The sequence below is a fragment of the Micromonospora sp. NPDC005163 genome, assembly GCF_053599835.1.
Genome location: NZ_JBSFYP010000014.1, coordinates 43,406 through 57,043, shown reverse-complemented (window position 1 = coordinate 57,043; position 13,638 = coordinate 43,406). Strand labels below are relative to the sequence as shown.

Sequence of the window (13,638 nt, the reverse complement as noted above, 5' to 3'; positions counted from 1 at the left end):
CCGTCACCTCGCTACGGGTGGCGCCGAGCGGCACCACGGCACTGAATCGGATGATCCGCTCGGTCACGACTTACCCGCAATCCACAGGCTAGCGAAGACGAGCGCCACGATGCCAACCAGGAAGATCGCCAGGCCCTCGGTGGACGGCCCGTACCGGCCGAGGTTGAACCCGCCCGGGTCCTGGTCGTGCTTCAGGGTCTCCTGGATGTACGCGATGATGTCGGCCTTCTGCTCCGGCCGGAGCTGGTTGTCACCGAACACCGGCATGTTCTGCGGGCCGCTCAACATCGCCGCGTAGATCTGCCGGTCGGTCGCCGGGTGCAGACTCGGGGCGAACTTGCCCGAGGAGAGCGCGCCGCCACCGCCACCGAAGGCGTGGCACTGCGAGCAGTTGATCCGGAACAGCTCACCGCCGGCAGCGACGTTGCCGTCCTCGCGGAGGTCGTCGCCCTCCGGCACGATCGGGCCGCCGCCGAGCTCCTGGATGTACTGGGCCAGCTGGCGGGTCTGCTCGTCGGTGAAGAGCGTGGGCTTGCGGTGCGCCTGGGCCTCCTGGCGGGCAAGCGGCATGCGGCCGCTGCTGACCTGGAACTCGACCGAGGCCGCTCCGACGCCGATCAGGCTCGGCCCGCGGCCCTCGACGCCCTGGGCGTTGCGTCCGTGGCAGGTCACACAGCTCACGTCGAACAGCGCCTTGCCCTCAGCGGCGGCGCCGGTCAGCGGCGGGTTGTCCTGCGCCTGCGCACCGGGGGCGAAGACGGTGTATGCGCCGCCGGCGAGCATCAGCGCGGCGAACAGCCGGACCGCGGCGCCCAGCCGGCGGCGGCCCCTGCTGCGCGCGGCGGGCCGCTCGCGCAGCCGCGCGAGCAGACCGCGTCGGCGGTCGTTGTCAGAAGTCATGAGCGGTGTCCTTAACCGGTTGGACCTGTCTCAGGGGACGGAGCAGCAGCGCGGAATGTGACGCGCAAGATCACTGAAGCCAGTAGATCATGGCGTACAGCGCGATCCACACAACGTCGACGAAGTGCCAGTAGTACGACACGACGATCGCCGAGGTCGCCTGCGCCGGGGTGAACCGGCCCATGGTGGTACGGATCATGAAGATGATGAAGGCGATCAGGCCGCCGGTCACGTGCAGGCCGTGGAAACCGGTGGTCAGGTAGAACATCGAGCCGTAGCCGTCTTCGTTGATCTTGACGCCCTCGTGCACCAGCGTGCGGTACTCGTTCACCTGGCCGAGCACGAAGATCAGGCCCATCACGAAGGTGATGGTGAACCAGCGCCGTAGCGCGTGGACGTCACCCTTCTCCGCCGCGAAGACGCCGAGCTGGCACGTCACGGAGGAGAGCACCAGGATCACCGTGAACGTGGTCGCGTACGGGATGTTCAGGTGCTCGGTGTGCTTCTCCCACTGCTCCGGCGCAGCCGCGCGGATGGAGAAGTACATCGCGAACAGCGCCGCGAAGAACATGAGTTCGCTGGAGAGCCACACGATCGTCCCGACGCTGACCATGTTCGGTCGGGTCAGAGAGTGGATCCGGCTCTTGTCAATGGCTGGGGCCGCAGTCACGCCGTCATTATTGCCCCTGACCGGGGCCGGCGATCAGCGGGGTGGCAAACCTGCGCCTTCCGTGGCCCGCGCGTCCGGGTCCGGTTCGCCTGGCCTAGCCTGAAAAGCGTGCTACACGTCGATCCGATCTTCGCCGCCACCTCGGCGGTCCCGGCCGCGTTGCTCGCGGCCCCACCAGCGCTGGCCGCCGGGGGCGAGGCGACCCCGCCCCCGTTCACCGTCGGCGCGGTGCTGACCGAGACCCGGCTGGACAGCTGGCTGGCCGTCGGCCTGGTGCTCGCCGCGGGCCTCTACCTCTACGGGGTGCACCGGCTGCGCATCCGCGGCGACCGCTGGCCCATCTCCCGTACCGTGTTCTTCCTCGGCCCGGGCCTGGGCGGCATCGCGCTGGTCACGGTCAGCGGGCTGCACGCGTACGACACCGCGCTGCTGTCGGTGCACATGGTCCAGCACATGGTGCTGTCGATGGTGGCGCCGATCTTCCTGGCGCTCGGCGCACCCATGACGCTGGCCCTGCGCACCCTGCCGGTCCGGGCGCGCAAGCGCCTGCTGGCGCTCGTGCACAGCCGCGTCGCCCGGGTCTACAGCTTCCCGCTGGTGGCGTTCGCCATCTTCGTGGTCAACCCGTTCGCGCTGTACTTCAGTGACCTGTACCGCTTCACCCTGGAACACGCCTGGGCGCACGAGCTGGTGCACGCGCACTTCATCATGACCGGCTGTGTCTTCTTCTGGCCGCTGCTCGGCCTCGACCCGCTGCCGGGCCGCTGGCCGTACCCGGCGCGGGCGCTGCTGATGCTGCTCTCCGTGCCGTTCCACACCGTGCTCGGGCTCACCATCATGCAGAGCATCACGCTCTTCGGCGGCGACTGGTACCCGTCGCTCAACCTGAGCTGGTCCGACCCCTGGGACGACCAGGTCGTCGCCGGCGGCATCCTGTGGGCCGGCGGCGAGTTCGTCAGCGTGACCATGCTCGCGGTGCTGGTGGTGCAGTGGATCAAGCAGTCCGAGCGGGAGGCCCGCCGGGTCGACCGCGAGCTGGACCGCCAGGAGGCCCGCGAACGCGCCGCCGGCACCCCGGCCTGAGCTGCGCCGACGGTACGCCGGACCGCCGACGACGGGCGGGATGTCGACTACGTCACGTGGACCGGTACGATCGGCGGGCAGCTACGAGGTGGGAGCCAGTCCAGCCATGAGCGATCGTCAGTGCACCGTCCTGCTCTACAGCGACGACCCGCAGGTCCGTGACCGGATGCGGCTGGCCGTCGGCACCCGGCCCGCGCCAGGGCTGCAGATCGAGTTCGTCGACGCGTCGACCTACGCCGAGACCATCCGGCTGGTCGACGACTACGAGATCGACCTGCTGCTGCTCGACGGCGAGGCCAGCCCGGGCGGCGGCATCGGCATCGCCCGGCAGATCAAGGACGACCGGGACGACGCTCCCCCGACCTGCCTGGTGATCGCTCGCGCCGCCGACCGATGGCTCGCCGCGTACGCCGAGGTCGACGCGACGCTGGTGCACCCGCTCGACCCGGTGACCACCGGCAGCACGGTGGCCGAGCTGCTGCGGACGCACGCACCCGCCTGACGTCCCCACTTCCCGGCACCGCCTCGGCGCCGGATGAGTCGGCGCCGGTTCCAGCCCACCCGCACTTCGCACGCTCGGGAGGCCCGCCATGGGCGATCGGACCTGGCCGCACCTGCTCAACGCGCTGCTGCGCGGCGACGAGCTGCCCACCGCCGACACCGCCTGGGCGATGGACGAGATCATGACCGGCTCGGCGAGCGCGGCGCAGATCGCCGCCTTCGCCGTGGCGCTGCGAGCCAAGGGTGAGACCCCGGCCGAGCTGGCCGGCCTGGTGGAGGCCATGCTGGGTCGCTCGGTCCCGGTGGTGCTCCCGGAGAATCTGCGCCGCACCGCGCTCGACGTGGTCGGCACCGGCGGTGACCTCGCCCACACGGTCAACATCTCCACGATGACGGCGCTGGTGGTGGCCGGCGCTGGCGTGCGCGTCGTCAAGCACGGCAACCGGGCGGCCTCCTCCCTGTGCGGCACCGCCGACCTGCTGGAGTTCCTCGGCATCCCGCTGGACCTCGGCCCTGAGCAGGTCGTCCGCTGTGTCGAGGAGGCCGGCATCGGGTTCTGCTTCGCGGCCCGGTTCCACCCCGGGATGCGACACGCCGGTCCGGTCCGCCGTGAGGTGGGCGTGCCCACCTTCTTCAACTTCCTCGGCCCGCTGACCAACCCGGCCCGTCCCCGGGCCGGCGCGGTCGGCTGTTTCGACTCCCGGATGGCCCCGGTGATGGCCAGCGTGTTCGCCGCCCGCGGCGACTCGGCGATCGTGATGCGCGGCGAGGACGGGCTGGACGAGTTCACCACCGCCGCGCCGACCCGGGTCTGGGTGGCGCAGGACGGCACCGTACGCGAGGCCGTGCTGGACGCGACGGACCTGGGGGTACCCCGGGCCACCCTCGCGGACCTGCGCGGCGGTGACGCCGCCTACAACGCCGGCGTGGCCCGTCGCCTGCTGGCCGGCGAGACCGGCCCGGTCCGGGACGCGGTGCTGGTCAACGCGGCGGCGGCGCTGGCCACCCAGGGCCCGCTGGACGGCGACCTGACCGAGGCGCTGCGCGCCGGCCTGGACCGCGCCGCCGAGTCGATCGACTCCGGCGCGGCGGCCGGCACCCTCGACCGCTGGATCGAGACCGCCACCACCGCCTGACCGACGCCGGGCGCCCGTACCCGTGAGCGGCGGCGGTGCGCGGGAACTGTCGGACCCGCGTGGGAAACTACAGCCGAGTAGTTCTCCGCTTCCGTTGTGCGTCGGTATCGCTTCGGGGGCGGGCCGCCCGGAGTGAGAGGAGACGCTCGTGTCAGGCCGCGAGCTCTACTGCGACGTCTGCGAGGGCGTGACGCCGTTCGAGGTGCCGCCCTGCGTCGACGGCCACGGCACCGACTGTCCCGAGCTGATCTGCACCGGCTGCGGCGCCGCCGTGGTGATCGCCAACTTCGCCTTGCGCTCCACGCGGCTGGCCGACCGCCCACGCCGTCAACCCGCCCGCCACGCCGCCTGACCCGGCCACCCAGCCCGCCTGGCCTGTGACACCACCCCTCACCCGCCTGCGCCGCGCGGCCTGATCACCGGTCTGCGCGGCCCCCGTGGTCCCTGGCCTGCCTGCGCCGCGCGGCCTGATCACCCGGGCAGGTCGTGGCCGAACGGGTCCCGGCACGACGAAGGCCCGCTCCCCCACCGGGGAACGGGCCTTCGTGTTGCCATGGGCCGGCCGCGACGGCGACCGGGTGGGTCAGTGCTCGGCGGTGCGCCGGGTGCCGCTGTAGTACTCGAACAGCAGCCCGCAGGCGGCGAAGATGACCGCCAGCAGACCCAGGCCGATCAGCCAGTACTGCCAGAACACCAGGCCCATGCCGGCCGTCGCGGCGGCCAGCGCCAGCCCGAACGGCCAGTAGCTGCCGGGGCTGAAGAAGCCGACCTCACCGGCGCCGTCGGAGATCTCGGCGTCCGACCGGTCCTCGGGGCGCAGGTCGATACGGCGCGAGACGAACCAGAAGAAGCCGCCGCACATCGTGCAGAGCAGGAAGGAGAGCAGCAGGGCGATCGTGCCCACCCACTCGACGCGGCCGGACTCACCGGCCGTCCAGGCGCCGTAGAGGATCGTGGCACCCAACAGGAACGTGGCGATGATCAGGAAGATGCGCCATTCGGTCTTCATCCCGCTGCCTCAGCTTCCCGTACCGGCCGGAGCGCTGTCCGGGTTGAAGTTGCTCTTCGTCCGCCTGGTATCGAACGGCTGCGTGGTCTCCGCGTACGGCTTCTCACCGATGGCGGTCAGCGCGTCCTGGGTGGACTTGCCGCTCTGCTTGGCAGCCAGGAACTGGTCGTACTTCTCCGGCGAGACCACCCGCAGCTCGAAGTTCATGAACGCGTGGTAGCTGCCGCACAGCTCGGCGCAGCGGCCGACGTAGGCGCCCTCGGCCACCAGGCTGGAGACCTCGAACACGTTGCGGATCTTGCCCGGCATGACGTCCCGCTTGAACAGCAGCTCCGGCACCCAGAAGGAGTGGATGACGTCGCGGCTGGTCTCCTCGAACCGGATGGACCGGTTGGTCGGCAGCACCAACACCGGGATGACCTCGCTGGTGCCGAGCGTCGACGCGGTGGTGCGGGCGTCGGGGCCCTGCCCGTCGCGGTAGTTGAACTGCCAGTTCCACTTGAAGGCGACGACCTCGACGGTGACGTCGGGGTTCTTCGACAACTTGTCCACGCCGGTCTGCACGATCGCCGTGTAGTAGAAGAGCACGGAGACGATCAGGATCGGCGCGATGGTGTAGAGGAACTCCATCGGCAGGTTGTAGCGAGTCTGCACCGGCAGCGCGTTGCCACGCTTGCGGTAGCGCACGACGCACCAGAAGATCAGACCCCACACGAAGACGCCGACCGCGAGGGCGGCGATGCAGGAGGCGATCCACAGGTCGTACATCCGCCGGGACTCGGCCGAGATGCCGCCCTGCGGCCAGCCGAAGCCGCCGAACGTCTGACCGACGTCACAGCCTGTGAGCAGGACCAGCAGCGCCACGCCACCGAGACCGAGCCCGGCCAGCCGACCAGCACCGCGCCCCCGGCGTCCACCGACCCCTCGGGAAGCGCTGTGCCGTACGGCCGACGGCCGTACCTCCGAACTCCTTGCGACCACCTGGTCCTGCCTCCCTAGCGCGCCGCGGTGCGTCTTTCCTCAGCACCGGCGGCAAAGGCGTCACCGACGGTCGCAGATTACTCGACCATGACGGACTCGGCCGTGGTGGGGTCACTGTCCGCCCCCATCGGGGGGATCCTGGGCATTACGCCGCGATAGCGTTGGGATCCGTGAGCGCATCCCCGGTCTACCTGGACGCGGCGACCGCCGCGCCGATGCATCCGGTCGCCCGGCAGGCGCTGCTGGCCGCCCTCGACGACGGCTGGGCTGACCCGGGCAAGCTCTACACCCAGGCCCGCCGGGCACGGCAACTGCTCGACGCCGCCCGCGAGGCCACCGCGCAGACGCTCGGCGTCCGCGCCGACGAGCTGTCCTTCACCTCCAGCGGTACGACGGCCGCGCACGGCGCGGTGCTCGGTGGCCTGGCCGGGCGGCGCCGGGTCGGGGCGACGCTGGTGCATTCGGCGATCGAGCACTCCGCGGTGCTGCACGCCGCGGAGCGGCACGTCGCGGCGGGCGGCGTCGCCGACCCCGTTCCGGTCGACCGGCTGGGCCGGCTGGACCTGGACGCCTGGTCGGACGCGGTCCGGGCTCCCGGGGTCGCGCTGGCCGCGCTGATCACCGCCAGCCATGAGGTGGGCACCGTGCAACCGGTCGCGGAGGCGGCCGCCGCCTGCGCCGACCCCGGGGTGCCGCTGTACGTCGACGCCGCCCAGTCGGTCGGCCGGGTGCCCCTGCCGGCGGGCTGGTCGGTGCTCACCGCCAGCGCGCACAAGTGGGGTGGCCCGCCCGGGGTGGGCCTGCTGGCGGTCCGCAAGGGCACCCGCTGGGAGTCACCCTGGCCGGCCGACGAGCGGGAGGGCGGGCGTACCCCCGGCTCGGTGAACCTGCCCGCGCTGGTGGCGGCGGCGGCGAGCCTGCGCGCGGCGGCGGCCGACGCCGCGGCCGAGGAAACCCGGCTGGCGCCGCTGGTGGACCGGATCCGGACGCGGGTCCCGGCCGAGGTGCCGGACGTGGAGGTGGTCGGCGATCCGGTGCTCCGGCTCCCCCACCTGGTCACGTTCTCCTGCCTGTACCTGGACGGCGAGGCGCTGCTGCACGCGCTGGACCGGCGGGGCTTCGCGGTGTCGTCCGGCTCGTCCTGCACCTCGTCCACGCTGCGCCCGTCGCACGTGCTGGAGGCGATGGGGGTGCTCTCCCACGGCAACGTCCGCGTCAGCCTGCACCGGGAGACGACCGAGGCGGACGTCGAGCGGTTCCTCGCCGAGCTGCCCGGGATCGTCGCCGGGCTGCGCGCCGAGGCCGGGGTGGTGGGGCTGTGACGATGCCGGACGAGGTGCTCGACTGCCGTGGCCAGCGCTGCCCACTGCCGGTGATCGCGGCGGCCCGACGGATGCCCCAGGTGCCGGTCGGCACGGTGGTGCGGGTGCTCGCCGACGACCCGGCCGCGGCCGTGGACCTCCCCGCCTGGTGCAGGATGCGCGGCCAGGAGTTCGTCGCCGCCATCACCGGCCTGGAAGGCCCGGCCTACGACATCCGCCGCACCCACTGAGGGTCCCCTCGATCGTTGGCTGCTGAGCGGCACAACACGCCAGCCCGGCCGCTGCTCGGCAGCCAACGATCAGGGAACGGCGATTGGTTACGGCAGGAGGTGCGGGCGGATCTCGTCCGCGGCGGTGTCGCCGTAGGACTCGGCGAGGCGCTTGACGAACAGGTCGCGGCGGACGTCGTACTCCTGGGTGCCGACGGTCTCCAGGACCAGCGTGGCCAGCAGCGAGCCGACCTGGGCGGCCCGCTCCAGGCCGAGGCCCCAGGAGAGCGCGGTGAAGAACCCGGCCCGGAAGCCGTCGCCCACACCGGTCGGATCGACCGCCCGGATTTCCCGCGCGATCGGCACGTGGATCGGGTCCATGCCGCGCCCGGCGATCTCCACGCCGTGCTTGCCCAACGTGGTGACCCGCACCTTGACCAGCTCCAGCAGCTGGTCGTCGCTCAGCCCCGCCTTGCTCTGCAGCAGGGACTTCTCGTAGTCGTTGGTCATCAGGTACTCGGCGCCCTCGATCAGCGCCACCACGTCCTCACCCGGCATGCGGGCGAGCTGCTGCGAGGGGTCGGCGGCGAACGCGTACCCGCGGGTGCGGCACTCGGCGGAGTGGCGCAGCATGGCCTCCGGGTCGTTGGCGCTGACCAGCACCAGGTCCAGCCCGCCGAGCCGGTCGGCGACCGGGGCGAGCTCGATGTTGCGCGCCTCACTCATCGCGCCGGCGTAGAACGACGCGATCTGGCACATGTCGGTATCGGTGGTGCAGACGAAGCGGGCGGTGTGCGCCACCTCGCTGATGTGCACCGAGCCGCAGTCCACCCCGTGTCGCTCCAGCCACGAGCGGTAGTCGGCGAAGTCGGCGCCCACCGCGCCGAGCAGCACCGGGCGCAGCCCGAGCTGGCCCATGCCGAACGAAATGTTCGCCGCCACCCCGCCCCGGCGGAGCACCAGGTCGTCCACCAGGAAGGAGAGGGAAACCTTGTGCAGCTGATCGGCGATGAGCTGGTCGGCGAAGCGACCGGGGAAGCTCATCAGGTGATCAGTGGCGATCGAGCCGGTCACGGCGATCTTCATGTCAACCCTCGGGGTCGGGAGCAGGGCGCGGTCAGACTACCGGCCCGGCCACCCGGCGGTGTCCGGTCGGTCGCTCAACGGCAACCGGCCGGCGCGGGGACCACTCCCACCCGCACACGACGACGGGGCCGCCCCGTAGGACGGCCCCGTCGTGATGGTGTGCGTGTGGTGCTTTGTGGTGCGTACGACTCAGTTGAACGAGTCGCCGCAGGCGCAGGAGTTGCCCGCGTTGGGGTTGTCGATGGTGAAGCCCTGCGCGTCGATCCGGTCGGCGAAGTCGATCGTCGCGCCGGAAAGGTACGGGGCGCTCATCCGGTCGACGACGACCTCGACACCACCGAAATCGGTGACGACGTCACCGTCGAGCGAACGCTCGTCGAAGAAGAGCTGGTACCGCAGGCCGGAGCAGCCACCCGGCTGCACCGCGACACGGAGCCGCAGGTCGTCGCGGCCCTCCTGCTCGATCAGAGCCTTGACCTTCTGCGCCGCGACGTCGGTGAGGACGACGGAAGTAGGGGCCTTGGCCTCGGTCGACTCGGTCTGCGCTGGCGTGGTCACGTGGAAGTCTCCCTGCGCGGTATGGGTCCGGACGCACTGGCCAACGCCGCGCGCCGTCCAGTGATTCCCGGTGTGGTCCTTTTCCGATCGTACGCCGCCTCGGCCGGGCTCACCCGCGTGGCGTGACCCCCGCCGCAGGTCGGCCCGGTCGTGGCCGGGCACGCCGACCGGCCGGAGCGCTCAGCGGCTCCACTGCCGGGCCAGTCGGGCGCCCAGCTCGCGCAGCCCGTCCGCCGGCCGGCTCAGCGCGGCGGCGAGCCCGCCGCCCTCCTCCCCGCCGAAGTGCTCGACCAGGCTGTACGCGTCGGTCACCCCCGCCGCGGCGGCCTCCCGCCGGCCGGTGCTGACCTGGCCGGCCACCACCACGCACGGCACCCCCCGGTCCCGGGCGGCACCGGCCACCCCCGCGACGACCTTGCCGCGCAGCGACTGGTGGTCGAAGGACCCCTCACCAGTGATCACCAGGTCGGCGGTATCCAGCTCGGCGTCCAGCCCGCTGGCCCGGGTCACCAGGCCGATGCCCGACTCGCAGCCGCCACCCAGGGCGAGGATTGCCGCGCCGATGCCGCCGGCGGCCCCGCCACCGGGCAGCGTGCCGAGCCCCGCCGGGCAGCCGGGCAGGTCCCGCTCCAACACCGCCGCGAAGTGCTCCAGTGCGGCGTCGAGCAACAGCACGTCGGCCCGGTCGGCGCCCTTCTGCGGGCCGAACACGTTGCTCGCGCCGTGCAGGCCGAGCAGCGGGTTGTCCACGTCGGTGGCGGCGACCAGCCGAACCCCGCGCAGCCGGGGCGCGCCGTCCAGCGTGACGGCCCCGGCCAGCGCCGCCCCGCCGTACGGAAGCGCGGCGCCGGCGGCGTCGAGCGGGGTCACGCCCAGCGCGGCCAGCATCCCGGCGCCGGCGTCATTGGTGCCGGAGCCACCCAGCCCGATCACCACCGTTCGGGCCCCGCTCTCCACCGCGGCGGCGACCAGCAGGCCCAGCCCGTAGGAGGTGGTGGTCTTCGGGTCACGTTCGGCGGTGGCGAGCAGGTGCAGCCCGCACGCCTGGGCGCTCTCCAGGTAGGCGGTCGCGCCGTCGGCGGTGAGCAGGATCTCACCGGCCGCCGGCCGACCCAGCGGATCGACCGTCCGCACCGCCACCCGCCGGCCGCCGAGGGCCTCGGCGAGCACCTCCACGAAGCCCGGCCCACCGTCAGCCAGTGGCCGGATCAGCAGGTCGTCACCCTCGGCGACGGTGCGCCAACCGGCGGCCACCGCGGCGGCCACCTCCGGTGCGGGCAGGGTGCCGGCGAACTTGTCCGGACAGAGCAGCACACGCATGCCGAGCAGTGTGGCAGCCCACACCGACGGAAGCCGCGCCGCGCCCGCGCTGTGGGACCATGGGTCACGTGACTTCGACCTGGGTTGAACCCTCCAACACGGCGACGGCTCTGCTGCTGCTCGGCCGGGGCAGCGACCCCGACACCGAGCGCGGCGTCGAGTGTCCGGGCGACCTTCCGGCGCCCAGCGATCCGGATCTGGTGGCCCGCGCCGCGGCGGCGAAGGCGAAGCTGGGCAGCAAGGTCTTCGTGCTGGGGCACCACTACCAGCGCGACGAGGTGATCCAGTTCGCGGACGTGACCGGCGACTCGTTCAAGCTCGCCCGGGAGGCCGCGGCCCGCCCGGACGCGGAGTACATCCTCTTCTGCGGCGTGCACTTCATGGCCGAGAGCGCCGACATCCTCACCACCGACGCCCAGCGGGTGATCCTGCCCGACCTGGCGGCCGGGTGCTCAATGGCGGACATGGCCGTGCTGGGCCAGGTCGAGGCCGCCTGGGACACGCTGACCGAGCTGGGCATCGCCGGCGAGACCGTGCCGGTGACGTACATGAACTCCTCGGCCGACATCAAGGGCTTCGTCGGCCGCAACGGTGGCGTGGTCTGCACCTCCTCCAACGCCAAGCGCGCCCTGGACTGGGCGTTCGAGCAGGGGTCGAAGGTGCTCTTCCTGCCCGACCAGCACCTGGGCCGCAACACGGCGGTGCTGGAGATGGGCCTGTCCCTGGACGACTGCGTGCTCTACGACCCGCACAAGCCGGGCGGCGGGCTCACCCCCGAGCAGCTGCGCGACGCCAAGATGATTCTCTGGCGGGGGCACTGCTCGGTGCACGGCCGGTTCACCCTGGAGAGCGTCAACGACGTGCGGGAGCGGGTGCCCGGGGTCAACGTGCTGGTCCACCCGGAGTGCCGACACGACGTGGTCACGGCCGCCGACCATGTCGGCTCCACCGAGTACATCATCAAGACCATCGAGGCGGCCCCGGCCGGGTCGGCGTGGGCGCTCGGCACCGAGCTGAACCTGGTCCGCCGGCTGGCGCTGGCGCATCCGGACAAGCAGATCATGTTCCTGGACAAGGCGGTCTGCTACTGCTCGACGATGAACCGGATCGACCTGCCGCACCTGGTGTGGGCACTGGAGGAGCTGGTCGCCGGCCGGGTGGTCAACCAGATCACGGTGGACGCCGACACCGCGTACCACGCCCGGGTGGCGCTGGATCAGATGCTCGCCCTGCCCGGCGCGGACACCCCGCCGCCGGCCACGGTCTGATCACGATCCGTAGCGCCCTTGGTACGCAAAAGTGCCGGACCACCGATTAATGCCACACACGCCGATGTGACCGAGTCCCTTTTTGTCACCGAGGGCTATGCTGCCGGAGCGACGACGCAAGCGGGCCGTTTCGATATGGCCGCATCCGGGGTAGCGAAAGAGCTGGAGCTCCCCACCATCAACACGGCAGCACCGACGCGCTGGAGGTTGCGTTGACCGACGACGTCCTGGTCGTGCACGGAGGCACTCCGCTCGAAGGGCGGATCCGCGTGCGCGGCGCGAAGAACCTGGTTTCGAAGGCGATGGTCGCCGCGCTGCTCGGCGACAGCCCTAGCCGGCTGTTCGACGTGCCGAAGATCCGCGACGTCGAGGTGGTCCGGGGTCTGCTCGGTCTGCACGGCGTCAAGGTCACCGACGGCACCGAGGACGGCGAGCTCGTCTTCGACCCGGCCAACGTGGAGAGCGCCAGCACCGACCAGATCAACGTGCACGCCGGCTCCAGCCGGATCCCGATCCTCTTCTGCGGCCCGCTGCTGCACCGGCTCGGGCACGCGTTCATCCCGGACCTGGGCGGCTGTCACATCGGCCCGCGCCCGATCGACTTCCACCTTCAGGCGCTGCGGGAGTTCGGCGCCACGGTCGACAAGCGGCCCGAGGGTCTGCACCTGTCCGCGCCGAACGGTCTGCACGGCACCAAGTTCGCCCTGCCGTACCCGAGCGTCGGCGCCACCGAGCAGGTGCTGCTGACCGGTGTGATGGCCGAGGGCGTCACCGAGCTGCGCAACGCCGCGGTGGAGCCGGAGATCATCGACCTCATCTGCATCCTGCAGAAGATGGGCGCGATCATCAAGGTGCACACCGACCGGGTGATCGAGATCCAGGGCGTACCGAAGCTGCACGGCTACACCCACCGGCCGATCCCGGACCGGATCGAGGCGGCGAGCTGGGCCGCGGCTGCGCTGGCCACCCACGGTCACGTCGAGGTGCTCGGCGCGCAGCAGGCCGACATGATGACCTTCCTGAACATCTTCCGCTCGGTCGGCGGCGAGTACGAGGTCACCGACGCCCGTCCGCCGAAGCTGGGCGACCCGGGCCAGGAGGGCGGCATCCGGTTCTGGCACCCGGGCGGTGAGCTGAACGCCGTGGCGCTGGAGACCGACGTGCACCCCGGCTTCATGACCGACTGGCAGCAGCCGCTGGTCGTGGCGCTGACCCAGGCCCGCGGGCTGTCGATCGTCCACGAGACGGTCTACGAGCAGCGGCTGGGCTACACCGAGGCGCTCAACTCGATGGGCGCCAACATCCAGGTCTACCGGGACTGCCTCGGCGGCACCCCGTGCCGCTTCGGCCGGCGCAACTTCAAGCACTCCGCGGTGATCGCCGGGCCGAGCAAGCTGCACGCCGCCGACCTGGTCATCCCGGACCTGCGGGCCGGTTTCAGCCACCTGATCGCGGCGCTCGCGGCCGAGGGCACCTCCCGGGTGTACGGCGTCGACCTGATCAACCGCGGCTACGAGGACTTCGAGGCGAAGCTCGCCGACCTGGGCGCGCACGCCGAGCGTCCGTAACCTCCACCACTTGGTGTTCGCTGCGAC

At 71.7% G+C, this 13,638-nt stretch carries 15 protein-coding genes; 8 read left to right on the top strand and 7 right to left on the bottom strand.

Features of this window, described 5'->3' with window-relative positions; genetic code table 11:
* Positions 1-63: 63 nt before the first annotated feature.
* Positions 64-900, bottom strand: a complete 837-nt coding sequence (gene qcrC / locus ACWD6N_RS12585; RefSeq protein ID WP_354965069.1) for a cytochrome bc1 complex diheme cytochrome c subunit — start codon at positions 898-900, stop codon at positions 64-66.
* A gap of 70 nt (positions 901-970) precedes the next feature.
* On the bottom strand, positions 971-1,570 hold the full coding sequence (gene ctaE / locus ACWD6N_RS12580) for an aa3-type cytochrome oxidase subunit III (protein WP_354965070.1): 600 nt from the start codon (positions 1,568-1,570) through the stop codon (positions 971-973).
* Between the two features lie 108 nt (positions 1,571-1,678).
* Here ctaE and ACWD6N_RS12575 point away from each other — a divergent pair, with 108 nt between their 5' ends.
* From ACWD6N_RS12575 to ACWD6N_RS12560, 4 genes are all read left to right on the top strand, one after another.
* On the top strand, positions 1,679-2,653 hold the full coding sequence (locus ACWD6N_RS12575; RefSeq protein ID WP_354965071.1) for a cytochrome c oxidase assembly protein: 975 nt from the start codon (positions 1,679-1,681) through the stop codon (positions 2,651-2,653).
* Positions 2,654-2,759: 106 nt separating this feature from the next.
* Positions 2,760-3,155: a response regulator gene (locus ACWD6N_RS12570; protein WP_210911527.1), complete on the top strand. Its 396-nt coding sequence runs from the start codon at positions 2,760-2,762 to the stop codon at positions 3,153-3,155.
* An 88-nt stretch (positions 3,156-3,243) separates the two neighbouring features.
* Positions 3,244-4,290: an anthranilate phosphoribosyltransferase gene (gene trpD / locus ACWD6N_RS12565; RefSeq protein WP_354965072.1), complete on the top strand. Its 1,047-nt coding sequence runs from the start codon at positions 3,244-3,246 to the stop codon at positions 4,288-4,290.
* A 148-nt stretch (positions 4,291-4,438) separates the two neighbouring features.
* Positions 4,439-4,642, top strand: a complete 204-nt coding sequence (locus ACWD6N_RS12560) for a hypothetical protein (RefSeq protein WP_354965073.1) — start codon at positions 4,439-4,441, stop codon at positions 4,640-4,642.
* 231 nt (positions 4,643-4,873) lie between these two features.
* Here the strand turns inward: ACWD6N_RS12560 and ACWD6N_RS12555 are convergent, their stop codons facing one another.
* Positions 4,874-5,299, bottom strand: coding sequence for a cytochrome c oxidase subunit 4 (locus ACWD6N_RS12555; protein ID WP_354965074.1), 426 nt, complete (start codon positions 5,297-5,299; stop codon positions 4,874-4,876).
* Positions 5,300-5,308: 9 nt separating this feature from the next.
* Complete coding sequence (gene ctaC, locus ACWD6N_RS12550) at positions 5,309-6,280, bottom strand: aa3-type cytochrome oxidase subunit II (protein WP_354965075.1); 972 nt, start codon at positions 6,278-6,280, stop codon at positions 5,309-5,311.
* Between the two features lie 170 nt (positions 6,281-6,450).
* Between ctaC and ACWD6N_RS12545 the strand changes: the two genes are divergently transcribed.
* Together ACWD6N_RS12545 and ACWD6N_RS12540 are read left to right on the top strand one after the other, a co-directional pair.
* The gene (locus tag ACWD6N_RS12545; protein ID WP_354965076.1) at positions 6,451-7,602 is read left to right on the top strand and encodes a cysteine desulfurase family protein; all 1,152 of its coding nucleotides are present in this window, start codon (positions 6,451-6,453) and stop codon (positions 7,600-7,602) included.
* On the top strand, positions 7,599-7,832 hold the full coding sequence (locus ACWD6N_RS12540; RefSeq protein ID WP_354965077.1) for a sulfurtransferase TusA family protein: 234 nt from the start codon (positions 7,599-7,601) through the stop codon (positions 7,830-7,832). The genes ACWD6N_RS12545 and ACWD6N_RS12540 overlap by 4 nt, the downstream gene beginning before the upstream one ends.
* Positions 7,833-7,919: 87 nt before the next feature.
* On the opposite strand, the gene ACWD6N_RS12535 is transcribed toward ACWD6N_RS12540, so the two are convergent.
* The 3 genes from ACWD6N_RS12535 to ACWD6N_RS12525 form a co-directional block, all read right to left on the bottom strand.
* Positions 7,920-8,897, bottom strand: coding sequence for a carbohydrate kinase family protein (locus ACWD6N_RS12535; protein ID WP_354965078.1), 978 nt, complete (start codon positions 8,895-8,897; stop codon positions 7,920-7,922).
* 189 nt (positions 8,898-9,086) lie between these two features.
* Positions 9,087-9,455: an iron-sulfur cluster insertion protein ErpA gene (gene erpA, locus ACWD6N_RS12530; protein WP_074313193.1), complete on the bottom strand. Its 369-nt coding sequence runs from the start codon at positions 9,453-9,455 to the stop codon at positions 9,087-9,089.
* Positions 9,456-9,635: 180 nt separating this feature from the next.
* Positions 9,636-10,775, bottom strand: a complete 1,140-nt coding sequence (locus ACWD6N_RS12525) for a glycerate kinase family protein (RefSeq protein ID WP_354965079.1) — start codon at positions 10,773-10,775, stop codon at positions 9,636-9,638.
* A gap of 68 nt (positions 10,776-10,843) precedes the next feature.
* Here ACWD6N_RS12525 and nadA point away from each other — a divergent pair, with 68 nt between their 5' ends.
* The gene (gene nadA, locus ACWD6N_RS12520) at positions 10,844-12,043 is read left to right on the top strand and encodes a quinolinate synthase NadA (protein ID WP_354965080.1); all 1,200 of its coding nucleotides are present in this window, start codon (positions 10,844-10,846) and stop codon (positions 12,041-12,043) included.
* A gap of 212 nt (positions 12,044-12,255) precedes the next feature.
* On the top strand, positions 12,256-13,611 hold the full coding sequence (gene murA, locus ACWD6N_RS12515; protein WP_354965081.1) for a UDP-N-acetylglucosamine 1-carboxyvinyltransferase: 1,356 nt from the start codon (positions 12,256-12,258) through the stop codon (positions 13,609-13,611).
* Positions 13,612-13,638 lie beyond the last annotated feature (27 nt).